The sequence below is a fragment of the Streptomyces axinellae genome (assembly GCF_039532135.1).
Lineage (GTDB): Bacteria > Actinomycetota > Actinomycetes > Streptomycetales > Streptomycetaceae > Streptomyces > Streptomyces axinellae.
This window is the reverse complement of record NZ_BAAARJ010000005.1, coordinates 164,242-190,926: the sequence shown is the minus strand read 5'-3', so window position 1 is coordinate 190,926 and position 26,685 is coordinate 164,242. Positions and strand designations below refer to the sequence as shown.

Annotated in this window: 15 protein-coding genes and 2 pseudogenes; 9 read left to right on the top strand and 8 right to left on the bottom strand. The window is 67.2% G+C overall.

From position 1 onward, the window contains the following. Positions 1-40: 40 nt before the first annotated feature. From ABD339_RS09290 to ABD339_RS34030, 4 genes are all read right to left on the bottom strand, one after another. Entirely contained in the window at positions 41-3,412 is a 3,372-nt protein-coding gene (locus tag ABD339_RS09290; protein ID WP_344564099.1) for a HelD family protein, read from the bottom strand. A gap of 107 nt (positions 3,413-3,519) precedes the next feature. Then, positions 3,520-3,894, bottom strand: a complete 375-nt coding sequence (locus ABD339_RS09285) for a hypothetical protein (protein WP_093681760.1) — start codon at positions 3,892-3,894, stop codon at positions 3,520-3,522. Next, the gene (locus ABD339_RS09280; RefSeq protein WP_344564096.1) at positions 3,891-6,350 is read right to left on the bottom strand and encodes an AAA family ATPase; all 2,460 of its coding nucleotides are present in this window, start codon (positions 6,348-6,350) and stop codon (positions 3,891-3,893) included. Before ABD339_RS09280 ends, ABD339_RS09285 begins: the two co-directional genes overlap by 4 nt. Before the next feature lie 315 nt (positions 6,351-6,665). Next, the gene (locus tag ABD339_RS34030) at positions 6,666-6,821 is read right to left on the bottom strand and encodes an Rv1352/Rv1906c domain-containing protein (protein WP_486388538.1); all 156 of its coding nucleotides are present in this window, start codon (positions 6,819-6,821) and stop codon (positions 6,666-6,668) included. 713 nt (positions 6,822-7,534) lie between these two features. Here ABD339_RS34030 and ABD339_RS09275 point away from each other — a divergent pair. The 5 genes and pseudogenes from ABD339_RS09275 to ABD339_RS09255 all read left to right on the top strand — a co-directional run bounded on the left by ABD339_RS09275 (position 7,535) and on the right by ABD339_RS09255 (position 17,156). Next, positions 7,535-9,676, top strand: coding sequence for a DNA methyltransferase family protein (locus ABD339_RS09275; RefSeq protein WP_344564094.1), 2,142 nt, complete (start codon positions 7,535-7,537; stop codon positions 9,674-9,676). A gap of 17 nt (positions 9,677-9,693) precedes the next feature. Next, positions 9,694-11,313: a class I SAM-dependent DNA methyltransferase gene (locus tag ABD339_RS09270; protein ID WP_344564092.1), complete on the top strand. Its 1,620-nt coding sequence runs from the start codon at positions 9,694-9,696 to the stop codon at positions 11,311-11,313. Further along, positions 11,310-12,467, top strand: a complete 1,158-nt coding sequence (locus ABD339_RS09265) for a restriction endonuclease subunit S (protein ID WP_344564090.1) — start codon at positions 11,310-11,312, stop codon at positions 12,465-12,467. The genes ABD339_RS09270 and ABD339_RS09265 overlap by 4 nt, the downstream gene beginning before the upstream one ends. Next, positions 12,464-15,742 (top strand): type I restriction endonuclease subunit R, encoded by a 3,279-nt coding sequence (locus tag ABD339_RS09260; protein ID WP_344564088.1) that lies wholly within the window; start codon positions 12,464-12,466, stop codon positions 15,740-15,742. The genes ABD339_RS09265 and ABD339_RS09260 overlap by 4 nt, the downstream gene beginning before the upstream one ends. A 156-nt stretch (positions 15,743-15,898) precedes the next feature. Further along, positions 15,899-17,156: pseudogene (locus ABD339_RS09255) on the top strand (hypothetical protein). A 332-nt stretch (positions 17,157-17,488) separates the two neighbouring features. Here ABD339_RS09255 and ABD339_RS09250 read toward each other — a convergent pair. Together ABD339_RS09250 and ABD339_RS09245 are read right to left on the bottom strand one after the other, a co-directional pair. Then, positions 17,489-18,811, bottom strand: coding sequence for a 7-cyano-7-deazaguanine synthase (locus ABD339_RS09250; protein ID WP_344564086.1), 1,323 nt, complete (start codon positions 18,809-18,811; stop codon positions 17,489-17,491). Beyond that, positions 18,808-19,635: a hypothetical protein gene (locus ABD339_RS09245; protein WP_344564084.1), complete on the bottom strand. Its 828-nt coding sequence runs from the start codon at positions 19,633-19,635 to the stop codon at positions 18,808-18,810. The genes ABD339_RS09250 and ABD339_RS09245 overlap by 4 nt, the downstream gene beginning before the upstream one ends. A 506-nt stretch (positions 19,636-20,141) precedes the next feature. Between ABD339_RS09245 and ABD339_RS09240 the strand changes: the two are divergent. Continuing rightward, positions 20,142-20,297: pseudogene (locus ABD339_RS09240) on the top strand (NUDIX hydrolase); the annotation flags it as partial. A gap of 433 nt (positions 20,298-20,730) precedes the next feature. After that, entirely contained in the window at positions 20,731-21,879 is a 1,149-nt protein-coding gene (locus tag ABD339_RS09235; RefSeq protein ID WP_344564082.1) for a hypothetical protein, read from the top strand. A gap of 111 nt (positions 21,880-21,990) precedes the next feature. Here ABD339_RS09235 and ABD339_RS09230 read toward each other — a convergent pair whose 3' ends face one another. Together ABD339_RS09230 and ABD339_RS09225 are read right to left on the bottom strand one after the other, a co-directional pair. Continuing rightward, positions 21,991-22,863 carry a hypothetical protein gene (locus tag ABD339_RS09230; protein WP_344564080.1) on the bottom strand — a complete coding sequence of 291 codons (873 nt, stop codon included), beginning with the start codon at positions 22,861-22,863 and terminating at the stop codon, positions 21,991-21,993. Between the two features lie 1,429 nt (positions 22,864-24,292). Next, positions 24,293-25,069, bottom strand: coding sequence for a hypothetical protein (locus tag ABD339_RS09225; protein WP_344564079.1), 777 nt, complete (start codon positions 25,067-25,069; stop codon positions 24,293-24,295). Positions 25,070-25,282: 213 nt separating this feature from the next. Here ABD339_RS09225 and ABD339_RS09220 point away from each other — a divergent pair, with 213 nt between their 5' ends. Then, positions 25,283-26,155 (top strand): ArsR family transcriptional regulator, encoded by an 873-nt coding sequence (locus ABD339_RS09220; RefSeq protein ID WP_344564077.1) that lies wholly within the window; start codon positions 25,283-25,285, stop codon positions 26,153-26,155. Then, complete coding sequence (locus ABD339_RS09215; protein WP_344564076.1) at positions 26,128-26,355, top strand: ArsR/SmtB family transcription factor; 228 nt, start codon at positions 26,128-26,130, stop codon at positions 26,353-26,355. Before ABD339_RS09220 ends, ABD339_RS09215 begins: the two co-directional genes overlap by 28 nt. The last annotated feature ends 330 nt before the right edge of the window (positions 26,356-26,685 follow it).

Sequence of the window (26,685 nt, the reverse complement as noted above, 5' to 3'; positions counted from 1 at the left end):
TCTTAATGCCGTCAAAGTGATCAATCTAGACCGATGGCGCTTACGGCTGCGCCGAGCCCAGGGCGGCATCCTTGTCCCGGCCGGCCCAGCCGTTGTGGGTGCGCCAGAGGAGGTGGACACCGTAGACCGCGAGCAGAGTTTCGGCGGACCAGTCCTCGGCCGGTGGCTCGGTGAGGACCAGGTAGAGACGGTCGGCGGGGGCGGCCAGGGTGTGGTTGACCTCCAGGAGGCGGGCGGCACCCGAGCGGAGGTCGGTGTAGGCGGAGTGACCGGCGCCGAGGATCTCGTATAGGAAGTCGCCATCTTCGGCCGTGCGGCTGACATCTACGACTTGGGATGACGTCGCCTGTTCGTCGGCCTCGAACAAGGCCGACATCAGGGCGTGGCGCACCGCTTCGTGCTTCTTGCACGTGCGGTCGGCGGCCGCGGTGGTCTCCAGCGTGTGCAGAAGATTCGTCGCGGACGGTGTCGTTACGGCGGTGTCCTCGGCGGATGCCATGGGCTCGGTTGCTTCCTGCTCGGGCTGCGATGCGGAGGGTGTGGGTGTGGTCTCGGCTGTCGGCTCGGTCAAGGTGGTCATGCGGTGCTGAAGCGTCTCCCGGGCCTGGGCCAGAGAGGGGGACCAGTCCGTTCGCGCCAGGTTCTCGCGGAGACGACTCACGTCCAGACTGTCGTCCTTGAGGGCGCGATTGGTTTCGGCGGCGAGGTCGCGCAAGAGGTTCAGACGCTGTCTGTCGGGTGAGCCGAGCACTCGTCTTACGTCCACCCAGTCCGCCTGGTCGCGGCGGAGTACGCGGTTGGCCATGCCCTTGAGCTCGGAGAGCCGTTCACGGGCATTCTCCGGTAGAGCGACGCCGTCGGCGGTCAGTTCGTCGAACACGGCGAGCGCCGCCAGGTAGCGCTCGGCCATCTTCGCCGAGATGGGCTGGCGTCCACGCTGGTCCGTCGTGAGCAGGCAGTGGTTCCTCTCCTGCGCGAAGACCCAGCAGTCCAGCTTCTCGCCGGGGCGGGGCGGAGTCGATCCGTGGCGGACGGTCAGGATCAGTGGGACCTCGACCGGCGGGGAGAGCGCTTTGACCTTGTAGCGGCCGCCTGTACCTCGGTCGAGGACGCGGACACGAATGTCGGTGCCGATCTCGGGGACGTCAGCGGCCGCCATCGACGGCTCGGTGGGGGTGGTTCCAGGCCCGGGAGTATCGGTGGTGTCCATGAGGGCATCCGGGAGCGGGGAGGTGTGCAGGACGGTCAGGCTCTGGGTGCTTCGGGTGAGGGCGACGTAGAGCTGGCGCAGCCCAGCCGGTCCGCGGTCGGCGATGGTGGCGGGTTCGACGACGAGGACGTGGTCGTACTCCATGCCCTTCGCGTGGGCGGCGGCGAGAACGGACACGGTGGCACGGTGCTCTTCGGTGAGGCCGGCGGTCCGGTCGAGATGACGATTGATCTCGTCGAGCCAGCCGGAGTCGTCGGGGACGATGACGGCCACGCGGCGCAGGGTGTGTCCGTCGCTGGTGCCGATGAGCCGGGTCGTCTGAGTGACGGTCTCGTCGAGCAACGTCCACGGTTCGGCTGCCAGGGTCCGGACGCTGTCGGCGCCCGCTTCGCGCACCGCCCGCGGGTAGGGGAGCGAGGGGGAGATCGTGCGAGCCAGAGGTGCGACGAACTCCATGATTTCCGCCGGTACGCGGTAACTGGTGTTCAGTTCGGCGACGTGCCAGTCGCCGTGGTCGGACAGCAGAGTGCCGAGGCGGTCCCAGTCGGCGTAGGCATGCGGACCCGTGGCCTGGGCGAGATCGCCGAGTACGGTCATGGAGCCGTTGACCGCGATGCGTCGGCGCAGTGAGCGTGCCTGCATGGGGGTCAGGTCCTGGGCCTCGTCGATGACGATGTGCCCGTAGCGTTGTGGAGTCTCTCCGGTGATGAGGTAGCGCAGCTCTTCCAGGCAGACGCGGTCGTCGAGGGTCCAGAGGTCGGCGTCCGCCGTGGCTGCCCTCGGACGGTGAAGGGCTGCCTGCTCCTCCGGGTCGAGGGCGCCGTCGGCACAGGTGCGCAGGAGTTCGGGGGAGTCGTAGAGGCTTCGGAGGGCTTCCCTGTCACCGGGCGACTGCCAGACGCGTTCGATCAGCCGCTCGACCTGGCGGTTGCGTTCCAGGTCCCGGCGGATCGTGTCTCCTTGGCTGCGGCGTGGGGCCAGAGCAATGAGTTCCTGCAGCAGGCGGTCCACGAGCAGACTGCGGAAGCGGTTGCGGCGCTCCCGGTAGGAGCCGTGGCCCTCGCGTGCCTCCTGGAGAAGGACGAGAACCTCGGAACGCGGGATACGCAGAGTGGTACTGCCAGCCGTGACCGCGAGTTCGGGCTTGGCGTCCTTGTACGTGGGCGTAGTGGTGAATTCGTCGATCGCGTCGGGGCGACACTCGTGTTCCACGCGTCGGCGCAGGACGGCGGCCATGCGGTCGTCGGACTTGACCAGTCGCGCGCGTGGGGTGTCGGTACCGAGGACATCGCCGTCCCAGAGGCGGTTCATCTGAACCGCGTTGATGTTCCGGATGCCGAGGGTCGGGAGGACCTGGCCGACGTAGTCGAGGAAGCGCTCGTGCGGGCCGATGACCAGGACGTCCTGCGCCTTGAAGTGGTCGTTGTTGACGAGCCACGTCACGCGGTGCAGGCCGACTGCGGACTTTCCGGTGCCCGGGCCGCCCTGCACGACAAGGATGTCGGCGGGAGAACCGGTGACGAGATCCATCTGATCGCGGCGGATGGTCTCGACGATGTCCCGCATGCTGCCACTGCGGGAGCGCTGGAGCTCTCGCAGGAGGAAGTCATCGGGCGGCTGTTGTCTCTGCCGATGGAGCTGGGCGACATCGGACGGGGTAGGAGCCGACGGGACCGCCGGCATCTCGGGCGCCGCGACCTTGGAGTCGTCCTGGACCCCCGCTTCGGACTCGGTGCTATCGATGACAGACGGCGTGGTGGGAGAAACGACGGAGATTTCATCGACGTACGCTTCGACGACGTTCTTCGCGCAGCGCAACTGTCTCCGCAGGAGCACTTCACCTGGCGCCTCGGGCAGGGCCTTCGCCCACTTCTCCGCCACCGGGGCGGTCCACAGCACTACGACGGTCTCGCGGGTCTCGACGTCGGAAACGGCACGGCGGCCGATGTAGAAGGTGTCCGACTCTTCGCCCGGCTGGACCTTGACGCGGCTGACGACCAGCGACGCGTCCCCGAGGCCGGCGTATTCTGCGGCCTTCTCCTCGGCGTCCTTCCGGTTGGCGACGCTGTCCTTGCCGCTGGCGGAGGCCGCGGCGATCGAGCCGCCGCTCAGTTCGGCCAGTCGCTTCTCATAGCAGTCGTAGGCGCGGTCCACCGCCTTCTGCTCTTCGGCGATGATCTCGTCGCGCACGGTGGTGCTCATGTACGTCCCCTCCCCCTGCGGCGCCCCAAGAGACGCCGCGCGCCGGGCATATGCCCGGCCCCCGACAAAAGACTTATCAGACGCATGGGCCAGCTGTGAATATTCGGTCAACGAGGCAATTCCCGTACCAGTTCGCTGACTTCCGCACGCCATGAGTGGACCTGGTCTCGGGTAGGGCCGATCTCGTACTGGTGGTAGTGGCACCCGAGGCAGAGATGCGACCAGACGGCGTTGGCCCTGCGGGCGGTGGTCGCGGCGGTGTAGCAGCGCAGGCAGAGCATCTTCGCCCGCGTGGTGATGCCGGCCAGTCCCGGCATAGCGGCGTCGAGCGTGCGGTCGACCGCGATCTCCAGGGCGGTCCGCAGCGCGAGGGAGGCTCCACGGTGCCGACCGGCCGCCGAGGCTTCGACGCTGGGGTCGGAGAGCAACTGGTCGGCTGTCAGTAGCAGTTCGTCGATCGAAGTACTTGCGGCGCCGGTCACTTTGCCACCTCCGTCTTGCGCACCTTCTGCGCGAGCTCGCTGATCTCGGTCACGAAGCGGTGCGCGTCGGCGATGCGGGTTCCCGTGGCGTGGGCACCGCTCTGGCACTGCTTGAGGAGGTCCACCGCACGCGGGCCGCAACGGGAGCGGAGCTCCCGGTAGACATCGCCGGTGCGGCCGATGTCGCCGAAGAAGGCCAGCGCGGCCATCTTCATGAGCTTGTCCGCGTCGGCCACGGCGGACTGCAGATCGTGCTCGGAGCCCCCGGAGCGGTGGTGCTGGACCCAGGCCGCCTCGACGAAGGCGTTCTCCAGCGCGATCCGGCACAGTGCGGGGAGCACGTGGGTGCGGGCCGCCTCCGGAAGACTCTCGGTACTGGCGAGAGCCCTGGCATCCGCGATCGCCTGGCGGACCGGATCGGTCACCGCCTTGACGTTCACCTTGGACGCCTTGCCCCGCTCGACCTCGAACACAGTGACCGGCAGCTCCTGGGTCGTGAAAGCGCGCTGAAGCCGGGTGTCGTGGGTGAACACGACTACCTGCCGGTGCTCGCCGAGCTCGTGCAGGACCTGGGCGAGCCCGTTGACCTTGGCCGGGTCCATGGACTGCACGGGGTCATCGATGACGACGAAGCCGAACGGGCTGTCGGCGGTGGCCGCACGGGGCAGGAACAAGGACAGCGCGAGAGAGTGCTGCTCTCCCTGGCTCATGACGCTCAACGCCGAAGCCTCCTCCCCGTCGACGGTGACGTCCATGACAAGCTTGCGGACGTTGGCCCTCTCGCTGCCCTGAAGGCTCACCGACTGGAGGTCGATGTCGCTCTCCTGGCGAAGCTTCTCCCAGATCCGCTGGGAGTGACCGGTGAAGCCCTCCATACGCCTCTCCCGCAGCTCCGCGGTGAGCGTCTTGACCCAGGTGCGGGCCTTCCTGACATGGCCGAGCCGGGGCCCGGCGTCCGCCGCGGTGCGGGCGATTTCCGTCCAGCTCGCCAGGCGAGTGACGAGCTGGCGCCACCGTTCGTCCCGCTTCTCCAGCTCGCGGACCGCGTTGTCCTTCACGGCGGCGCAGGCGTCGGCCAGGGTCAAGGCGGTGTCGTGGAAGCGCTGCACGAGCTGAGCCGGATCGCTGATCGCACGGCAGGCGAGCCATTCGTTCCAGGGGTCGGTCAGGGCGGCCGGGATCCGCTGAGGCGTCTCGATGAGGTTCTGAGCCGCCCGTGCCGCCGACCGCAGTTCGCTGCGTGCGTCCTCGGCGGTCTTCGCCTCCTTCCGGAGCAGGGCGATCTGGGCACCGGCGTCGGCGGCCCACGCGGCGTCGAGGACCTGTTCCGTGCCACAGACCGGGCAGGACCCTTCGTCGGGATGACGGTTGCTGTGGGCCAGGGCCTTCTCCAGCAGGCCGGCGCGTTGCAACGCGTCCTCGGCCCCGCTCAGGCGCACGTCCTCGACTCCGGCGAGTGCCTCGCGCAGCCGGTCCACCGCTGCTCCGACCTGCTCCAGGTCAGGTCCCCGCATGTCGACCGCGGCACGCAGTTCGGCGAGGAGACCGTCATCGTCGGAGGGCAGGCCCGCCACGAGTCCGTCCAGCGCCTCGAAGTCAGGCCGGCCCTTCGTCTCGATGGCGACGAGCGCCTGGACCGCACGCTCGTCGTCCTCGAGTGCGTACAGCGCGGCTGTGATCTCCGGCAGCTCGTTCTTCGCCGCCTTGACCGCGTCGCCCAGCGCCTTCTCCTGCAGCCCAAGGTGGTTGTAGGCGGCGCTCAGGTGCACGAGTCCGAGGATCGTGGCGATGGAGTCATACATCTGGGAGGGCTTGCCGCTGATCATGCGGCCGAGGTCGACGTACGACAGAAAGGGACGGTAGTCCGTCAGGGCCTGCTTCCACGCCGCCTGGTCGAGGGGGGCTGCGCCGTGTCCCGGACGCCGGAACGTGCCCACGCAGTCGGTGATGTCGTGGCCGGTCCAGGCGCGAGTGAGCGTGCTCCGGCCGGAGTCGCCCTCGACCGTCAGCTTGACCTCGATCTCCGTCTTGGCGCCATCGTGCAGGTTGCGCCAATTGCTGGTGCGCGTCGCATCCTGCCCGAGCCAACGCATGTTCGTGCCGGTGAACGCCGTCTCGATGGCTTCGGCGATGCTGGACTTCCCCGAGCCGTTGCGGCCCACGACGAGCGTGACACCCGGGCGGGGGCTGAGGTTCAGCCAGGCTCGGGGGCCGATGCCGCGGAAACCTTCCACAGAGACGGAGTCGAGGAAGATCCGGCCCATGGGCGAGTTTCCCGGGGTCTGCGGGCTGCCGAGTGCCTCGGTCAGGAGCGCCTTCACGGGTTCGCCGAGGGGCGCGGCAGCCAGACGTGTCTCCACCAGGTCTGCGAGCGGCACGGACTCGGCGGCAGGGGCCTGTTGGGCGAGGGACGCGGAAGGGGACGCGGCAGGCTCGTTCTGTTCCGAACTGGTCATGGGAGTGCTCCTTGATCCGGTACTTGAACTGGGAAGTGGCGCAACAGCTGTGCTGCGGGGGCGTCGGGTTATCCGCGTGCGTCGGTTCCGATGAGCTCGACACCCAGAGATGTCGGAGATGACGAAGTCGACAGGGGCGGCGGTCGGTCGCCGATGGCGTGCGCGCGTCGCACGTACGCCGGTGGGCGGTTCCCCGTCAGCGGTCAGCCGCCGAGGGTGTACTCGAGGCCGTCTGTTCGAAGGGCGGCCTCCGTCCGCGTGAGAGCGCCGTGACGGGACACCTCTCAGGCGGCCGGGGAGGGAGACTCCTCGACGTCAGCCGACCTTCTGCCAGTCCTGGCAGCCGCTGGTCTTGAAGTACTCGCCCTTGTTGACGGTGACGCGGCCCTGGCCCTGGATGTTGTCGTTGGCGATGATCGCGTCGAACTCGCCGGAGGCGTTCTTCAGGCGCGCCCAGTAGCAGTTGGGGATGATGCTGTCCTTCTCCGGGCCAGAGGTCCGGTAGGTGCCGGCCTGGATGTCCTCGCCCCACGAGGTACTGGCCTTCGCCCGAGAAGCTGCTCGGGGGGCCGGACTCCTTCACCGGCTTCGGCTTGGCGGTGACCGTCGCCTTGACCGTCTCGGTGACAGTCACGGCCGGCTTCGGTTCGCCCGCGGCGGCCTTGGTGACCGTGACGGCCGGGGCGGGACCCGAGGAGCCCGCCGTAGCGCCGGACTCTCCGCCGCCACCGATCGCGGCACCGAAGATCAGCGCGACGAGCGCCGTCGCGCCGTGGGTGAGCCAGACCTTGCGGCGGGAGGGCGTGCGCCCGGCGGGGCGGCAGGCCCGGCACGGGCGGCTGGGTGAACGTGTGCAGCGTCGGCTGCGGAGGCACCGTTGCCCAGCCGGGGCCGGCGCCCATGCCTTCCGACGGCTGGTGGGCGGGCGGCATCGAGGGCATGTCAGCCATGGGGAGACCTCCGGATCGCGACTGCGGCGAGCACCGGGGTGTCGGTGCGCCGAACGAGCACCAGAGTGAGACCGGAAGGCTCGGAAATCCGTTGGAGATGCTGATAACCGGGGTTATCAGCTTTCCTCTCCTGCCCTATTCCCCTTCGCTGTAGGGTTCTGCCTGCCTCGTGGCCCGCTGATCGGCCGACGCGGATGCCCGAACAGGACCGGTACGGAAGGGGGAGTGGAGCGAGTGACCAGCACACGCGAAGGGGCCGTGTCGCCCATCGTGCCCGAGCCGTCGGCCTGGCGGATCACATATGCGGAAATCGCCACCCTCGCCCAGGTGCGTCGGCCCGTCCCCACCACCTGGAGCCGCAGGCACCCGGACTTTCCCGCACCCGTCGCCCACGAAGAAGGGCGGCCCCTGTTCGACGCGCGCGCGGTCGTCGACTGGCTGACGACGACGGGTCGCGGCAACGCCGAACCTCGCCGCCTGCAGGCCGAACTGGCCCTGTACACCCTCGCCGCCTGGCGGACGCCTGCCCTTTCCGCCTCCGTCCTGGTGGGGGCACTGACCGCCCTGATCTGCCTGCGCCAACAACTTGACGTTCCTCTCTCGGGCCAGAGCTGGGACGCGGTCCTCACCCAGGCCGACGAGCTCGATCCCGAGAACACGTACATGTCGGCCGAGTTGAAGGCCGTCCCGCAGCCGGACCGCCTCGGTCCCGAGCTGGCCGCGTTGGCCGACGAGCTGACCGAGGCCGCCTACACCCCCGCCGAGGCTTTCGACTGGGTCCTGGAGGCCCGCCGCCGCCTCGGCTCCCACGACCTGGCCGCCGACGAGCCCACCCCGGCCGTGGTACGCGCCCTCGCTGCCCTGTCCGGCGTCGACACCCTCGACGAAGGCTCCGTCGTCGCCACCCCGCACGCGCGCTCCGGCGACCTGCTCGCCGCCCTGCACGCCCGGGCCGCCGAGGACTCCGGCCACACCTACCTCGCCGCCGACCCCGACCCGGTGCGGGCCCGCCTGGTCCGCCGCCGGATGCTCGTCCGAGGCGTGAACGAGTTCGACCTCGGCGTCACCGAGGGGGAGGACCTGCCCGTCGACGACTGGGGATATCCCCATCTGCTGGTCTCCGTCCTCCCCTACGAGTCAGGGGAGAACCGCAGCCCACAGGTCGTCCTGGAACAGGTGCAGGCACTCACCGACTACCTCGACGAAGGCTCGACAGCCGTCGTTCTCGGCCCCGCCGACGTGCTCGTACGCCCGTTCCCCCGGCACAGCGAGGCCGACCGTCTGCGCCGGTCCTTCCTCCGGGACGGTTTACTCAAGGCCGCGGTGAGCCTCCCCGACGGCGCGTTCCCCTACCGTCCCGGCTACCGCACCGCCTTCTGGGTGCTGGCCCGCACCTCGGCGGAACACCGCACGGGCCTGGTCCTCCTCGCCGATTACTCCGCGCAGCCGCTCACCGACACGGTCCTTGACGTGCTTGCCGAGGACATCGCCATCTGGCGCGCCGCCCCCTGGCGCGGCGACCGCCGCCACGAACCCCGCCACGCGGTGATCGTCCCCGCGAAGGACCTCGACGACCGGCCGGGCGCCGCCTTCACCACCCAGCACCGCCCGCCCATGGCCCGCTACACCCGGGGCGTCATCGAGCGTCCGGTCCGCATCAGCGCCTTGGAGCAGCGCCTGACGGAGCTGCACGAGCAAGCCCGGCAGCGCGCCGACCTGCGCACGGCACTGAGCGCTCAGGTCGTGCTGCGCCCCGACGACCAGCCCGTGCGGCGCACCACGGTCCGGCGGCTCCTCGACGACCGGCGCCTGCGCCGACGCCCCGGGCACCGTTTCGCCGATGAACACCTCACGGCAGACGGCCACTACACCGTGCTCACCCCCGACGAGGTCCTCGGCATCGCACGCCTGGGCGGACGCCGCATCGACCGCGGAGTCCTCCTCACCGGCTACGAACACGCCCTGTTCACCGAGCCGGGCGACATCGTCGTCACCACGAGCCCCCGCTTCGGCACCTACGTCGACGAAGCGGGCCTGTCCCTGGTGGCAGCCCCGGCCCGCATCCTCCGCGTCCACCCCGACGCCGACCCGCCGGTGCTACCACGGGTGCTCGCGGCACTGCTACGAGCGGCCGCCGCCGACTACGCGCGCACCAGCGGCGCGGTGCGGGCCTCGCGAGGTATCGAAGACCTCCTCATCCCCGACCTGAGTAGGCGCGAGGCCGAGCGCTTCGACTCCGTGCTCGCGGAGATCGAGACCCGCGTGCACCTCCTGCGGGAGCAGTCCGCCGCCCTCGACGACCTGGTCCGCCTCACCGCCGCCGGCATCGCCGACGGCACGCTCACCCTCCAGAACATCCCCGGAACCGACGACTGAAGGAGACGGTCTGCCCCATGGCTACCGCTGCGGAGAAGCCCACCGAACAGGCGGAGTTGTTCAGCGCCTCCACCGCCAAGGAGATCCAGGCGATCCTGTGGAAGACCGCTGACAAGCTGCGCGGCTCTATCGACGCCGCGCAGTACAAGGAGTTCGTCCTCGGCCTGATCTTCCTGAAGTACGTCTCCGACGCCTTCGACGAGCGCCGTTCCGAGCTCGCCGCGGAACTCGCCGATGACGGCATCACCGAGGACCGGATGGACGACTTCCTGGAGGACCGGGACGAGTACACCGGCGCTCACGTCTTCTGGGTTCCGGAGACCGCCCGTTGGACGTGGATCGCCACTCACGCCAAGAGCCAGGGCGTCGGCAAGCTCCTCGACGACGCGATGGACGCGGTCATGCGCGAGAACGCCTCGCTCACGGGCGTCCTGCCGAAGATCTTCAACCGCGACAACGTCGATCAGAAGCGTCTCGGCGAACTCGTCGACCTCATCAGCGACGCCCGCTTCGGCGGCAATGGGGACAAGCCTGCGCAGGATGTGCTGGGCGAGGTGTACGAGTACTTCCTCGGCAACTTCGCGCGCGCCGAGGGCAAGCGCGGCGGAGAGTTCTACACCCCGCAGTCCGTCGTCCGGCTGATCGTGGAGATCCTGGAGCCGTACGAAGGGCGGGTCTACGACCCCGCGTGCGGCTCGGGCGGCATGTTCGTCCAGGCGGCCAAGTTCATCGAGGCGCACCAGGGGCGTGGCCACAAGGCGGACATCGCCGTCTACGGCCAGGAACTCAACGAGCGCACCTGGCGCCTGGGCAAGATGAACCTCGCCATCCACGGCATCGACGGCAACCTCGCCCCCCGCTGGGGCGACACCTTCGCCGACGACAAACACCCCGACCTCAAGGCCGACTTCGTCATGGCCAACCCCCCGTTCAACATCAAGGACTGGGCGCGGGACGAGGGCGACCCGAGGTGGAAGTACGGGGTACCGCCTAAGGGCAACGCAAACTACGCCTGGCTTCAGCACATGATCTCCAAGTTGGGCGAGCGAGGCACCGCTGGCATTGTCTTGGCCAACGGCTCCATGAGCTCCCAGCAGAGCGGCGAAGGCGAGATCCGCCAGGCGCTCGTGGAGGCCGACCTGGTGGCCTGCATGGTCGCCATGCCCTCCCAGTTGTTCCGCACGACGCAGATCCCGGCCTGCCTGTGGTTCTTGGCCAAGGACAAGACCCCGCAAGGCGCGAAGCGCCTGGACGACCGGCGCGGCGAGATCCTGTTCATCGACGCCCGGAACATGGGCGAGATGGTGGACCGCACGGAGCGTGTACTGAGGGAGGCTGACCTCGCGAAGATCGCTGGCGCATATCACGCGTGGCGGGGTACGGCGTCGGCTCGTGAGGCGGGACTGAGGTACGAGGACGAGGCTGGGTTCTGCTTCTCGGCCGACCTGGAGACGGTTCGGGGGCACGGGTATGTGCTGACGCCGGGGCGGTACGTGGGGGCTGTTGAGACGGAGGAGGAGGGGGTGGAGGCTGTGGCGGAGAAGATCGCCAACCTGACGGAGGAGCTGTACGGGCTGTTTGACAGGTCGGCGGAACTGGAGGCCAAGGTTCGGGAGCAGTTGGGGAGGGTCGTATGACTGGTAGGCAGTGGCAGAACCTAAATATTGGGCAACTTGGACGGGTTGTAACGGGCTCCACCCCGCGAACTGGAGACGATGGAGCGTGGGGCGATGCGATTGATTTCGTTACCCCCACTGAGATGAGCTATTCAAATCGCGAACCATCTGAGTGCAGGAAACTGTCTGCATCGGGCATGGAGGCACTGAAACGTCGTGTCATTCCTGCCGGATCGACTCTTTTTGCGTGCATCGGATTCTCTACCGGGAAGGTTGCGCAGATCTTTCGACCTGCGATTACCAATCAGCAGGTTAATGCCCTGATCCCGAACTCATCCGTCGTGGATGAACGGTTCGCTTACTATCTCTTGCGGTGCAAATCGGCCGACATTCGAGCCATCGCCAATGGGTCAACAACGCCGATTGTGAACAAGTCGATGTTCCAGGCCGTTGAGGTCCTGTTGCCCTATAGGCAGGAGCAGGAGGCTATCGCAGACGTGCTCGGGGCACTGGATGACAAGATCGCCATCAATGAGCGCATCGCGACCACGGTGGATGAGTTGGCTGGCATTCTTTTCCGGGGGTGCGCTGAGCGGGCCCCGTGTGTGATCACTGACGTTGCTAGCATCACAATGGGACAGTCGCCCCCTGGTGAAACTTATAACGAGGTAGGGGATGGAATTCCCTTCTACCAAGGCGCCAGGGATTTCGGTATGCGCTATCCGGGGCACAGAGTGTGGTGCACCGCAGTCGCGCGCTACGCACACGAGAACGACGTACTCGTGAGTGTCCGTGCCCCTGTTGGGGAAATCAACGTGGCTGCAGAAACGTGCGGGATCGGCCGCGGTGTTGCCGCGGTGCGATCTGATCGGTATCCCCACGCACTGCTCCATGCACTCTCGTCCGATAAATCCGCGTGGCAGCCGTATGAGGCGGAGGGGACGGTCTTTGGAGCTATCAACAAGACGCAGTTCTCACAGCTAGAACTAAGTTGGCCAAGCGAGCGGCACATCGATGGCCTCGAGGCGAAGCTCAAGGCACTGGACGAACGACTCCGCCAGGCGACAGGGGAGTCTCGATCTCTCGCCGCCCTCCGTGACACCCTCCTCCCTCAGCTCATGTCCGGCCGCCTTCGCGTCAAAGACGCCGAGAAGATTGTCGAGGATCACACATGACGCACGACGGTGAGAGCCGAAGCAGAAGAAAGCAGAACCACCGGCCCCTGGAAGCCGACTGGGAGCTGCTCGCCCTGGATGAGCTCGCCGAGTTGGCCTGGCTGCCCGCCTTCGGTAACGAGTTCGCCCCCGGCTCCGGGCACCGCAAGTCGTGGGACGACCTGATCCTCTACCCCGACCTCCGCGAGGCGATCGAGCGGCTCAACCCCGAGCTGCCACCGGACGCCGTACGCGACGCCATCGCCGCCGCGGCGACCCCGGAGTCGCAGGACACGTACGAGGAGAACCGCACCGCCCACGGTTACCTGACGACCGGCATCCGCTCCGTCGTCTACACCGACGCCTTCGGTGCCGAGCACAACCCGACCATCCGCCTAGTCGACCTGACGGATCCGGACGGGAACACGTACCGCGCGCTGAACCAGGTCACAGTCGTCGACGGCGAGAAGCGGCGCCGCTTCGACATCGTTCTGTACGTCAACGGACTCCCGCTCGCCGTAGTGGAGTTGAAGCGCGCCGGCGACGAGTACGCCACGCTCCAGGATGCGCACTCCCAGGTCGCCCGGTATGTGAAGGAGTTCCCGACCGCCTTCCGTTACAACGCAGTGGTGCTGCTCTCCGACGGCGTCACGGCGAAGTACGGCACGCCCTTCACGCCGTACGAGCACTTCGCTCCTTGGAACACGGATGAGTTCGGGGCCCGCGTCACGCCGTTCGCCGTGGACGGCGAGGGGGTGGCCGATTCGGGCCAGAACCTGGCGCTGCACGGGCTGTTCACCCAGACCCGGTTTCTCTCCCTGTGCCGGTCCTTCATCAACTTCGTGCCGTCCAAGCAGATGAAGCGAATCGCTAAGCCGCACCAGTACTTCGCGGTGACCCGGGCCGCAGAGAAGGTACGCGAAGCGGCAGCCGGGAACGGGAAGGCCGGCGTCGTCTGGCACACGCAGGGTTCGGGCAAGTCCGAGGAGATGGTGCTCACCTCGGCGATGGTGATGGGCGACCCGGCCCTGCTGAACCCGACTGTTGTAGTCATCACCGACCGCAATGACCTCGACGACCAGCTGTACTCCACCTTCCTTGAGAGCGAGATCCTTCCGGGTACGCCCCTCCAGATATCGACCCGGGCCCAACTGCGGGAGGAGCTCGCGGCCAAGCGGACCGGCGGCATCCTCTTCACCACCCTGCAGAAGTTCGGCAGGACCAAGGAGGAGAAGGAGTCGGGGGCCGACCATCCACTGCTCTCCGACCGGCGCAACATCGTGGTCGTCGTCGACGAGGCCCACCGCAGCCACTACGACAACCTCGACGGCTACGCCCGCCACCTCCGCGACGCCCTCCCGCACGCCACGCTCCTCGCCTTCACTGGCACCCCGATCTCCGAGGCCGACCGCAACACCCGCCAGGTCTTCGGCGGTTACATCGACATCTACGACCTCAAGAGGGCCGCCGACGACGGCGCGACGGTCAAGGTCTTCCACGAGGGCCGGGTCATCAAGCTCGTCCTCGGCAAGGACGTCGACCCGACGGAGATCGACGAGGAGGCCGACCGCATCACCGACGGCCTCGACGACACCGAACGCCGCCGGGTCGAGACGGCCGTCGCCACGATGAATGCCATGTACGGCTTGCCGGCCCGTGTCAGGGATCTCGCCGAGGACCTGGTGGCGCACTGGGAGGAGCGGCGCGAGCGGATGCGGCCGTTTGTCGGCGTCTCCGAGAAGGGCGGGGCGGCCGGCAAGGCGATGGTCGTCTGCGCGACCCGTGAGATCTGCGTCAAGGTTTACGACGCCCTGCGCGAGCTGCGGCCGGACTGGCACAGCGACGAGCCCGCCAAGGGCGCGATGAAGATCGTCTTCTCCTCGAACTCCCGCAAGGACGAGGACCCCCTGCTCGACCACGCGCTGCCCGACGGCCAGCGCAAGGCGGTCATCAACCGCGCCAAGGATCCCGACGACGAGCTGGAGCTGCTCATCGTCAACAACATGCTGCTGACCGGCTTCGACGCCCCGCCGGTCCACACCATGTACCTGGACCGTCCGCTCAAGGGCGCCAACCTGATGCAGGCCCTCGCCCGGGTCAACCGCCGCTTTCGCGGCAAGGAGGACGGTCTGCTCGTTGGCTACGCGCCGCTGACGGAGAACCTGCAGAAGGCGATCGCCGAGTACACGGACGCCGACCAGGAGGACCGCACCCTCGGCCAGGACCTCGACCGCGCACTGGACGAGCTGCGCAACGAGTACGACATCCTCAGCGACATCCTGCGCGGCTTCAACTGGCGTGCGCGTCTTGAACAGCCGACGGCGAAGGCGTTCGTCAACGCCGCTGGCGGGGCCGCCGAGTACCTCCGGAACCCGCGTACCCCCGGAAACGACCCGGAGAAGCTCGACGACCCCCGCCAGACCGTCGGCCGGCGCTTTCGCGACCACTCCCACCGGCTGGAGCGCTTCTACGCGTTGACCGCCAGCGCCACGAACATCGGCGAGCGTTTCCCGGACCACCCGACCTGGCGTCGAGATGTCCAGTTCTTCGTCGAGGTCCGCGCCTACATGGCCAAGCTCGACGCGGCGGACCGCGAGGCGCGTGGCCTGCCCGTCGCCCGCGACGTCGAGCTGTACCTCGCCCAGCTGACCTCGTCCGTGGTCGAGACTGGCGGGATATCGGACCTGTTCGCCGAGGCCGGCCTGGAGATGGCCGACCTGACGCACCTCAACGAGGCACTCGTCGCCAAGCTCCAGGGCAGCGACACTCCCCACCTCGCGGCGGAGGCACTGCGGCGGCTCATCGAGCAGAAGATGCGCGAGGTCACGCGTCACAACATCGTCCGCCGCACGGCCTTCTCTGACCGCCTGCAGGACCTCATGATCCGGTACACGCGGCAGCAGTACACGAGTGCCGAACTCATCGCGAAGCTTGTCGAGATGGCCAAGGAAGTGGTCGAAGACGCCAGACGCGGTGAGAAGTTCGACCCGCCGTTGAACTGGCGCGAGCTCGCCTTCTACGACGCTGTGGCCGAGCACGACTCGGCGCAGGAACTCATGGGCGATGAGATCCTGGCGAGCATTGCCCGCGACCTCGTTGCGGAGGTCCAGAAGAAACTCAAGCCCGACTGGATCGCCCGCGAGCCGGTCCGCGCTGGTCTCCGTAGCGCCATCAAGCGCCTGCTGGCTCGCCACGGCTACCCGCCGGACCGTCGTGCGGAGGCGGTGAACCTGGTCCTGAAGCAGATGGAGCACTTCGCCGACGAGTGGGCCACCACCGGTATGCCGGACAGCTGAGCCGCGCGGCCGCGTTGGTGCAAGAGCAGTGAACCCACATCCCGACCGGGTCGGGGCCGAGGTCTCCCGCCTTTGGAAGACCTCGGCCGCGGCCCGGCGATCACTCTGCGAACTCCGACCACCTTCGACGGCGAGAAGCCACTTCAGGAGCGGACCATGGACAACGAGATTCAGCTGATCAGCGACGGGGATGGGCTGACAGTCATGGGGAGCGCGAAGGATGTCGAAAACTTCCTCGCTTCGGAGGGACTGCCGTCCAAGAGCCTTGGACCGCGATGGTACAAGTCCGTCTTCGCCACCGGTGCTGCAGTCGCCGAGGCAGGATCGGAGATCGCCGCCAACTCCGCTCAGTGGGTGAAGCTGACCCCGAAATCGGCGCTGCTTCTCAAGAAGTATGGCCTGAGGGAGAGCGCGAAGACGGGGCTCAGTACGGGTGTGCTGAAGGGGCAGAAGGGTCAGATCAAGGGATTCCTCGAGTTCGCGCACGCGCCCCGATCACTCCTGTCCAATCCGGCGACTCTTGCCAACGCCGGGAAGTTCATGGCGCAGGTTGCGATGCAACAGACCATGGACGAGATCACTGACTATCTCGCCGCGATCGACAAGAAGGTCGACGACGTACTGCGTGCCCAGAAGGACGCTGTGTTGGCCCGCATGATCGGAGTGGGCTTCGTAATCGAGGAGGCCATGACCATCCGAGAGAAGCGGGGGCAGGGTCGACGAGGTCACCTGGTCGAAGGTGCACGCCGCGCCGGCGACGATCGCGGAGACGCAAGCGTACGCGCTGCGTCAACTCGACGCGCTCGCGGATAACATGGAGCGTCAGACCAAGATCGGCGATCTCGCCACGATGGTCAAGGAGGCTGAGGGCATCATTCGAGAATGGCTCGCCGTTCTGGCTCGCTGTTTCCAGTTGCAGGACGCGATCGCCGTACTCGAACTCGACAGGGTGCTGGACGCGTCCCCCGATGAGCTCAACGGGCATCGCCTCGGCCTGAAGGCCGCCCGGCAGGGCCGGCTGGAGCACATCTCGCGGAGCACCGAAACTCTGCTGGCCAGGATGAACGCCGCTGCTGGCGTGGCCAACGCGAAGGTGTTGCTGCACCCGACCACATCCCCGGCTGTAGTCCAGTCGAGCAACCAGGTCGCGACCGGCGTCCATGACTTTCACGTGCGGCTCGGAATCGAGTCCGGTGGCGACTCATCTGAGGCGAGGCGATGGACGGAAGCTGCCCTGGAGGTGAGGGACAGAGCGTTGGAAAAAGGAGTAAATGGTGTTGGTGCTGCCCGAAGCCTGGGCAACGAGACCCTCGACCGGGCCAACTCGGTGAAGAACAAGCTCTCCAGTGGTATCGCCGAGCGAGCGCGTCGTCTGCGCGGGAACGACGAGCAAGGCAACAAGAAGACTGAGTGAGCGCCGACCATCCCGGGATGCCGTATGGCTGACGCACCCTCCTGCCGGCCCTGCACCAGAAGGATCACCGTCCGGCCCTGAGCTTGGGATTTCCTTAAGTGCGCGCTCAGGATTCAAGCACTTTAGGCGAGTGCACGTCGTTTGGGATTCAAGGCAGCGAGTCGGCGAGGAGGTGCGTCCGGGCCTTCGACTCACGATCCGAATGGGTAGGCGAAAAGCCTTGACCCAGATCAGTGGACGCTTTGCGCAGGTACTGCGTCCAGGACACCTCGACGATGCCGTCCCATGACCACCAAAGCGGCCTGGTGCGAGCCGGATCTCGTCTGCAGCGCCTACGCCGCGTCAGCTGCCTCCGTCGCATCCGCAATCTGAAGCAGCCGGGCCAACTCTTCCCGCCCGCGCCTGATCAAATCGAATGCCACCGCCGGGTCCGTGTCCGGCGGCAGCGGAGTATCGGTGAGGAGATCCGTAAAGGTGTATCTGCCGAGCAGCCACCGCTGCAGTGCGCGCCAGTCGGCACCCCGGTCAAGCGGTAAGCCGTCCGCCCACGGCAATGCCTCGTACCGGGTGCCGTCGATGCCGTTGGCGTGGAGTAGCCCGGAGCGGCGCACGAGGCACGGGAAGCAGACGCCGCAGTTGGCGATGGGAGGGCCGCCACTTCGGCGGGTTGGCGGCTTGCCGCAGCTCAAGGTGGACTCCAGGTCGGACGGGGCGAGGCCCGCATCACGTCCGGCCTTGCACACCTCGCCTTTCGTGAGCTGTGCCAAGGGGTTGACCACCTGCACCGCACTCTCAGTGTCACTCACGGCAGTCACCAAGGCGCTGAGACTGGCCAGCGTCCGCGGGTGCACGGAGCGCGTGGAGCAAGCGGCCGAACGTGCTGGTGTCAGCGGCGGTTTGAGGGCGAGTTGGCCGTTCTCGAGGATGTGGACGGTACCCACTCCGTGCGCGGTGGCCGCGCGGATCGCACCCGCCGCGTACAGCAGACCACGAGTGCGGGAGGAGGTCTCCAGCCGCGACCCGGAGCCGTCGCCCGCCGGTGTCTGGCTCATCGGTAACAGCAGCACCGGCCGTGCTCCGTCCAGTTGCTCGACAGCCTTGTACACCCGCTGCTGGAGACGCAGCAGGCCGATCTCACGGAACATCACGAGCAGCAGCGGTCGGGAGTCATCGGCGCGCGAACGGGTAGCGGCCCAGCTGAGGGAATCCAGTCCGCCGGAGAACAACGCGACTTCCGAGGCACGCGGGTCGTCGGGAGAGATCATCGCCTCCTCGACGTAGTGACCGGTGAGGGGACGGAAGTCCACGTTCCAGAGGTCCCCGGTGAGGACTTGGAGAAGCGCAGTGAGGTGGGTACGGACCGCTGCGCTTGCCCACCGCTCGTGTTCCGTGACGGGTACGGCGAGGCTGATGCGGCGGGTCCACCTGTCCCGTACTCCGGTCCGGCGTACGTACTTGTCGGCGATGAAAGCCGCCCTGGCGACGCGGAACAGGTCCTCGGCCCAGTCGGGGACGGAACCGGGCAGATAGTGCCGGCCGGTGATGCGGCGCTCCTTTTCCTGGAAGGACTCCTCGCCGATCTCCGTCCAGCGGTCGCCACGAGGTCGGTCGCTCCGAGGACCGCGCCACCACAGGAAATCGTCAGAATCGGTCACGCCGCAGCTCCCTCTTCTCCGGTGATCTCCTCGGTGATCAGGCCAAGCACCTTTCCGACCGCCCGCGGTACCAACAACTCGGCGATCTTGGGCAATGCAGCCGACGGGTCCTGCAGAGCGTCCACCACTGACTGCGCGGTATCCACGCCCTGTGCAAGGTCCGTCGCTTCGGCAGACTCCTCGCAAGGATTCGGCACCAGGTCCACTACCTTCTCCGCGACCCAGTCGGCGATCCTGCCTTCCGGATCGGCCGCGATGAGCACCGGGACCGCCAGCTTGACGTGCTCGGCGACAACGGACCTGAGGAACTCCCCCACCATGTCCGCGAAGAACACCTGGTAGAGATCGCACAGGATGTCCCAGGTGAAGCCGCCGCCGGCGCCTCCGCCCATGGCGTCGTCCAGCTCGGGATGTCTGCTCCGGACATCGCGGACCGCCGCGGCCGTCCCCCTGCGCACCGCGGCGTCGGCGAGTGTGCCGCCGTCCCCACCGACCTCCAAGACGAGACGCGCGACAAGCGCGTCCTCCGACTCCGCCCCCTCTGTAGCCAGCGACCCCAGGGCTCCGGCGAGCCGTTCACCTGCCGCGCAAGCCGTGTCGTACAACCCGAAAGCCGATCGATCGGCACGGAGCGTCTCGTGCAGGGCGCTCAGGTGGTCCGCCGCGATCTCCTCTAGCCGCTGATCCGCGTTACGTGAGTCCTCCCGCCAGCGCGCCAGCCGCCTCCCAGCGGAGCTCCACCGATCGCCGTTCGGTCCCTTCCATCGCGTGGATGTCCCCACATCGCCCCCAACGATGGTGTCCCAACCAGCCACTTCGTCCATGGCATCAGACCGGACGATCCCCAGGTAGGGCGGGACTCGGCCAGGGGCCCGCGGACCGACCAGGTGCTGAAACAGCCAGGGGTATCACCTCCCGTGATGCCTACACCCAGATACGTGACCAGTCGTAGCGCTGAGTGACAGACGCCCCGCAAGTACCGGTTCGGGGCAGGTCACGGGCTGGCAAGATTGACCCTTGCGTCGTGTGCCCTGTTGTCCGTGCTCTCTGCAGTGCGGCTCCTGACCGCGTATCAAATCAGCAACCTCCGGCCGCCCGCTCCAGACGACACCAGTCGCCTGAAGGCCGCTTGCGATCCAGGTCCGGTCACAAGTCGTCATCCGGCACACGGGCAGTCGGCGCACGGGGCGGCCACGCCAGCATGGATTCCACGGTCGTGCACGAGAACACGGTGCAGCGAAGGGTGAAGCCCATGGCCAAGCTCACGGAGGAGCAGAAGCGGCAACGAGCCGCCAACGTGCTCTGCGCTCGGCCCTCGATGGCGAAGCGGACCGGCGAGCCCGAGAACCGCGAGCCGCGCAAGCACGCTCAGGTCCGCTGGGTCGACGCCGCCGCCATCCCCGAAGAGTTCGTGGACACCACCGCCAGCGCCCTCTACAGCTACCTCGAAGGCGGACCGGAAGTCTCCCTCAACGGTTGGCGATGAATCCCAAACTTACCTGCTGCGACTCATGACGAGCCCTGGGTGGGCCCGGTAGGGGGCCTGATGTGGCGTGGTTCTTCCTTCACTCACGCCACCCAGCCATCTGAGCGAGCAGCCAGGCTGTAACGGCGCGTGCCATGCCAGAACATGTTCCCTTGAGTGCAGCGAGGACCACTCTGCAGCGCATGCTGTCAGGGGATCCGACCGCAGGCTTGGGCCCTTGCGGTGGCATAGACGGAGTCATGGTCTCTCCTCTGCTGAACTGCACCCTTGTGGTGCGGTCCCGTAGTCCACGCTCCAGGGCGAGCTGGGTGGGAGGACGCTTCATGGCAAGACTTGCCGAGAGTTGACAGACCGCCGTCGGCTACACTGTGTACCCCTGGTAGGGCCGCACAAGTCGCCGCTTCTACTGGACAGTTCTTGACACGATCTGACGGTGGGCTCTTTCTCCAGACCTTCCCTCGGCTCAGACACACATCGCGCACTGAACAACGCGCTGCACGACCTTCACCTTCGGGCGGGATACCCAAGCAGTCGAGACATCTCCAGGGCCATCAGGCTCGGCGACTACCGGACCACAGCCAGTCACGAGCGGGTCCGCTCCGCCTTCTCGCATGTGCAACTGCCCGCCTGGTCATTGGTCGAGGCGCTGGCCGAGGTTCTCGCTCCATTGGCCGGGAGCAGTGTCGTCGCAGAGGTAGGGATTCTGCGCAAGCTGTGGCAGCAAGCCCATATGCCGACGGGTGCTGTTCCTGTAACGCTAACTGAGCCTCCACTAAAACCCTCGGGTGGCGAGCCAGGGCACGCAGAATCCACTGGGACCGCAGCCGAGCCGCTCACCTTCGGCGTGGACCTGGTCCGGGCGGTGGCAGAGCAGCTAAACCAGAAGCTCACCACCCTGCCGGCGTTCCCCTTGACTGGCCAACCCTTCGATGGCGTTCCCCGCTCGCCGGGGGTCTATAGGTTGTTTTTACAAAATCGGGCAGTGTACTTCGGTAAGTCCGAGAAGGATCTCCGACGCAGCCTTGAGTCTGTTCGGCGTAAAGTATCGGGCCGCCAGAATCTGCCATCCGAGGCCGTGAGCTACCAAATGATCCCCATGGACGCCTCAACGGTCTGGCTCCCATTGGAGCGTCTGATCACTTCGGATGATATGTACCCCTGGAACTACAACGGCTTCAGCGCGAGAGACCCCGGGCGCAATCGAGACAGGACCAGGCTCAAGGAACAGCACTTCGACTTGTGCTACCCCATCGATCTCGACTGGTGTTTCCCACAGGCAATCGAGGGGACCACTCTTTCCGATCTCGTACGCGACATACGCCAGAGCCTGCCGTATGGCTTCCGTCATGCTCCTCTACCCGACCCATCGCCACCTCCTGGTAAGGACGTGACTCAAGGACAGCCGGCACGTGCCGTGTTCAGGGAGCTGGCATGGGGACCCCTCTCGGGATGGCAGATCACGGCTTTGCCTGGGTACACAATCGCTTATCCAGAGGAAAGTGCGTATCCGCAGGCAGTTGGGATGTTCCGTCGAGCCGCGCTGGAAGAACCCGAAAGCCCTGCCGAGGCTGGAGCGCCATAGGAGTGCCTGCCGCCCAACGGACCAGGCCGGTCGCGCTTCCACATGCCAGCCACGACGTGGGCGTGCTAGGCCGATCCGGAAGTGGTCAGGCGTCTGACACGCCGGGCTGATTCACACCCCTAGTTCCCTTCTCCGCTGCGACTCCGCAAAGCTCAGCGGAAAATTTAGCATCGCTCTTCTGATTCTCGCGAACGCAAAATCACTCAACGCAAGGTTCCCAGCCACCCTGAACCGATGAGGCGGCAGAGTCTCCCCAGATGCGGCCATCTGATGAAAATTTACTACCTTACCGTCAGCATGCCGCGAAGGATCCCGCACTCGTTCAATCAGGCCGAACTTCTCCAGAGCAAGATGAGCTTCATATACGTCACGAGATATGCGATATAGCGATTCACGCTCGCGCTCAGAACAGAAAACACCCTCATCTTTATGCACCCGAGGAAAACGAGCAGAAAGATGCTTTAGCACCAAGTACATCCGGATCTCCGAGTCACTCATGAGATGCACCCAGCCGTTCATGAAAAATAGCTCGGAAAGGGTGACTACCGATGGTGCAACCTCATACGCGGCGGGCACCGCATAGTCATACTTCTCGGATGCAGATGCCCCTGACTCGTGCAGCAGCATTACAGCCATTGGCTTGGAGGGCGTACCAACGTTTCTGAGCGCAAGATTTTCGGCGGCGAGTCTCGCAAATGCAGACTTAACCTGGCGAACCCTATTTCCTCGCTCTGTAATTGGATTCACCGCTTGCAGGTTACCTTTAGCTCGCGACACCACGAGATCCACCCAGGACGGGGCATCTGGCGCACCCATGGAAACCGTCAAAGGGCTCGGCCCCACAATGCCATTGCGCTTTCGACAGTGAGCCTCGAAAATCGCAATCAGATATAACTGAAGGTTCAATCCTCGGGGCGCAGAGATCCGCTGGATAGGAGGCTCGCTCCACCGGTCACCGACGATGAAGGGCGCCCGAATCTTCACGGTACGGGGTTGTACGCCGCGGGCATGTAGTTCCCCCACTGCTGTCATCGCACTCTCAAGAATCGGCTCCATCTGCTGAAGTTCCCGCAGCCGCCGGGCACGTCGCTCCGCACTCCTGGACACCCCGTTCACACCTCCGTACCCATTGGCCGCACAGGTCCACCGAGGTGACCTGCGGTGTCTTTCGTCCGCCCTAGAAACTAGATGCGGGCCAAAGGGTTGCCGAGGTACCCCTGACCCTTTGGCCGCAGCGCCGCCCCCAGGGCACCTGCATAATCTTGCGTCCGCCCTAGTGGCTTCATGCGGGCCAAAGGGTAACTGGGTAGGCCCCGTTAGGTAGTTGTCTATGCAGCACAGTGTTCATGCCGAGCAGCGAGCGGCCCCCCGGGGCAACGGGAGGCCGCTCTCACACCAAGTCCACGCATCGCACGAAGAAGGTGTCAGCATGAATGTACGCCGCCGACGAAGGAACCCCCAGAGGCCCGTCATCGCACCCTGGGTCCTCCTGAGTGGCGCCCTCGCCCTCACAACAATCCTGGCCGTCTGGCTCAGCCCGAGTTTGGGCACGCCGATCGGCGCTGGGGCTGCGGTCCTTGCTGGCGCTAGTCCTTTCCTACACGCCGCCCTTGATAGCTGTGACCTCCGCGGAAGGGCCTCTGCAGCCGACGAACAGGATGTGCAATAGCCGAGTCCCTACCTCTGGCGCTTCCGGTCCGTGGCACAGGGCTGGTCAACGGGTAGGGGGTCAACGTCAAGGGGGTTCCGGGGCCGACCGTACGTCCGTATGAGGCAGGCCGGCGGGGAGCCATCTGGGAGCCGACTCGCTCTCCGAACCCACACGAGGCAGCGCCAAACCGACCCACACCAATGCCCTGACCTGTAGAAATGCAATCCAGGCCGGTGGCGATCTTCACCGAACCTCATTCGGGACGAAGAGGTCGTGGGTTCAAATCCCGCCACCCCGACTGAAGGAACAGCAGGTCAGGGGCCTGATCCGTGAGAGCGGGTCGGGCCTCTGATGTGTTTCTGGAGATCGTTCGGAGAATTCTGGGTGAAGACCTTGGCCGGGGTTCTCAGGGACGAAGGGGCGGGATCGCCTGTCTCGTGCGACTGAGGATGTATCCAGCTACGCACCAGCGACCTTGTCTGCTGCGCGCAGTCACCATCCCCGTCCTGCGTCGCAGCGCCGCAGGGGGCCTTGACCTGTTTCCCAGAGCGGGGTCGGCTCTCCGGAGGACTTCGTCTTCATCGCTGCCAGTTGGCCGTTCAACTGCGCGTCAAGGGCGGCGCCGTTGGGCACGTGGTCGCCGTCGATGGCGTGGTCCTGGGGCGGTGGTTCGGCAGAACTCCTTGGAAGAATGTGGTTGGAGAGGGGCCGAGACTTTTGCGCCGGGCCGGGAAACGGTCTCGAAGACGGGCGCGGGGCGTGCTACTTGGCCAGTGTGTTGCACAAATTCTCGTAGCGTCCCTCCAGGGCGAGCAGTTCGCGGGTGGTGCCGGCGTTGGCCTTCTCCGTGAACTTGACGGACATGAAGCCTCGCGAGACGAGCCACTTGTTGTGCACCGGGCTGTCCCCGGTGTGCAGGCCCACGCCCCAGTCGCCGCCGCTCAGTACATGGGTGGTGCTGCCCGGTTCCGGGTATGACATGGTGCCCGTGCCCGAGAGGTCGCGCCGGATTGTCTTTCCGGTGTCGAGGTTCGTGGCGTCCATCACCAGAGGGCCGCTCACGAGGGCGAACACCGGGTTTCCCGCGTCGTCGGTCCAGGTCTTCTGCACCATGTCGACGGCGGGGAACTCCGCGTGTGTCGGGAAGGGGCACACCTCTCCGCGCGGGTAGTCGATCTCCGGCTGGGCGGGGTGGGTGACCACGGGGCCGTGCCAGCCCCGGCCTGCGGCTCTCGCGACCCTTGCGGCACCCGCGACCCTTGCGGCACCCGCGGCCCTTGCGGCACCCGCGGCCTCCGTGGTGGGTGCGGGGGGCGCGGCATTCCCGTTGGCGGGGGCGCGTGCCGGGAGCGTGGTGTCGCTGGCCGACGAGTCCCCTCCGGTGCCCGCCGCGCCGCTCGCTCCGGCCCCGGTGGTCGTCGCCGCCCCTGCGGCCACCAGCAGGAACGCCAATGCTCCGGCCCTCGCGCGGCGCCGCCGTCCGGCCGTCCACCGCCGCGCCATCGGGTCCACTGTGCTCTGTCCTGCCGTCGCGCCCATCGTGATCCTCCCTCGCTCGGCCTCGGCTCGTCCTGGCTCGTTCTGGCTCGTCCTGGCTCGTCCTGGCTCGTCCTGGCTCGTTCGTCCCGCTTTCGGGCCGCACGGCCTACGGTGGCCGGTGCGGGCCGGGCCCGGAAGACGATTCGGGTCTCGCCGAACGGTCCGGGGGCAGGCGCCCGCGAAGGCTTGGCGGCGCGGAAGGACCGGACCGGTATGCGGATTCACTTCACCGTCAGCGACCTGGCACGCACCCGTCTCGCGTCCGCCCCGAGCCCGCTGGCGGCGGCCGCGTTCAGCGACTTCCGGCTGCGGGTCAGCCCGGGGCCGCCCGCTCTGGACCTGTGGCGGCGCGCGGTGCGGCGGAACTGGACGCCGGAGCGGCCGGGGCTGTTCGGGGCGCTCGCGGTGGCCTCGCCCGCCCAGCCCCTCCCCCGCTTCCTGCGCCCGACCGAAGGACTGCCCTCGCTGGAGGAGGAGTTGGCGCGGCTGCGCGCGACGCCCCCGGGGGAGCTGCGCGCCGATCTGGCGTACGTCGCCGGCCGCCGTGCCATGCCGTCGTGGGCCCGGTACCTGGCCGAGGGGGACCGCGAAATGCTCGACCGGGTGGCCGAGTCCGTGCACTCCTACCACCGCGTGGCCGTCGCCCCCTACTGGCGTGCGATGTCCGCGGATATCGCCGTCGAACAGGTGAGGCGCGCACGGCAGTTGCGCGAGGGCGGCGTCGAACGGGTCCTGGAGTCGCTGCGTCCGGGGCTGCGCCGGCGTCCGCCCGTGCTGGAGATGGCCGGTTCCGGGGCCGGCGAGGACTACCACTTGAACGGCCGGGCCCTGCTGCTGGCGCCCGCCGCCTTCTGCGCGTACCTGCCCTGCGACCCGGCGGAGGAGCAGCCCACGCTCTACTACCAGGCCGCCGCGCATCCCCCGCCGGCCGCACTGGCCGCTGCGCCGGTCTTCCGGAGGGCCTGGTCGGCCGGGCCGGGAGCGCCGCGGTTCCGTACGGGGGCGGATCCGCGCCGTACCAGGGGCTCGCGGCGCCGCTGGGGCACAGTCGCGCCGCCGTGCTGGAGGTCATCGCGGACGGCGTGACCACGGGCCAGCTCGCGCGGCGCGTCGGCCTCTCCCCCGCTTCCGCCAGCGAGCACACCACGGTGCTGCGCAAGGCCGGGCTGGTCGCCACCCGCCGCTCGGGCCGCACCGCCCACCACTCCCTCACCGCGCTCGGCTCGGAACTGCTGTTCGGCTCCGCCGCTCCCGAGCCGCACAGGAGCGGGCCTCTCGCCCGCTGAGGTCGAACGAGGGGGCGGGGTGGTCCCGTTCGGCGCGGCGATTCTCGGCCCCGGCCGAGGAGGATCTCGGCCCCGGTTGGGGAGGACTCTCGGCCCCGGTTGGGGAAGGGGTATCCCGTGGCCCCCTCTGGGACCCATGGCTCCCCCTTCCCCTGGGGGTGCCCGGTTGAGGATTCCTGCGCGAAGGGTCCGAGAGCGGCCATACCCGCAGGAGACACGCGGCGGCCACTGCTATCGGCACAGTCAGAGCCAGTGCCGGCCCCACCGTCAGTGCCGGGTGAGTTGTCCAGGCATCCGCCCCGAGAACGCTGATCGTCGTGTGCATCCATC

Bases quoted from the DNA above. Each gene is read 5' to 3' on its own strand.
- ABD339_RS09245 (WP_344564084.1), bottom strand. From the start codon at position 19,635: ATGGACGAAGTGGCTGGTTGGGACACCATCGTTGGGGGCGATGTGGGG.
- ABD339_RS09260 (WP_344564088.1), top strand. From the start codon at position 12,464: ATGACGCACGACGGTGAGAGCCGAAGCAGAAGAAAGCAGAACCACCGG.
- ABD339_RS09220 (WP_344564077.1), top strand. From the start codon at position 25,283: ATGCGGATTCACTTCACCGTCAGCGACCTGGCACGCACCCGTCTCGCG.
- ABD339_RS09290 (WP_344564099.1), bottom strand. From the start codon at position 3,412: ATGAGCACCACCGTGCGCGACGAGATCATCGCCGAAGAGCAGAAGGCG.
- ABD339_RS09280 (WP_344564096.1), bottom strand. From the start codon at position 6,350: ATGACCAGTTCGGAACAGAACGAGCCTGCCGCGTCCCCTTCCGCGTCC.
- ABD339_RS09270 (WP_344564092.1), top strand. From the start codon at position 9,694: ATGGCTACCGCTGCGGAGAAGCCCACCGAACAGGCGGAGTTGTTCAGC.
- ABD339_RS09265 (WP_344564090.1), top strand. From the start codon at position 11,310: ATGACTGGTAGGCAGTGGCAGAACCTAAATATTGGGCAACTTGGACGG.
- ABD339_RS09225 (WP_344564079.1), bottom strand. From the start codon at position 25,069: ATGGGCGCGACGGCAGGACAGAGCACAGTGGACCCGATGGCGCGGCGG.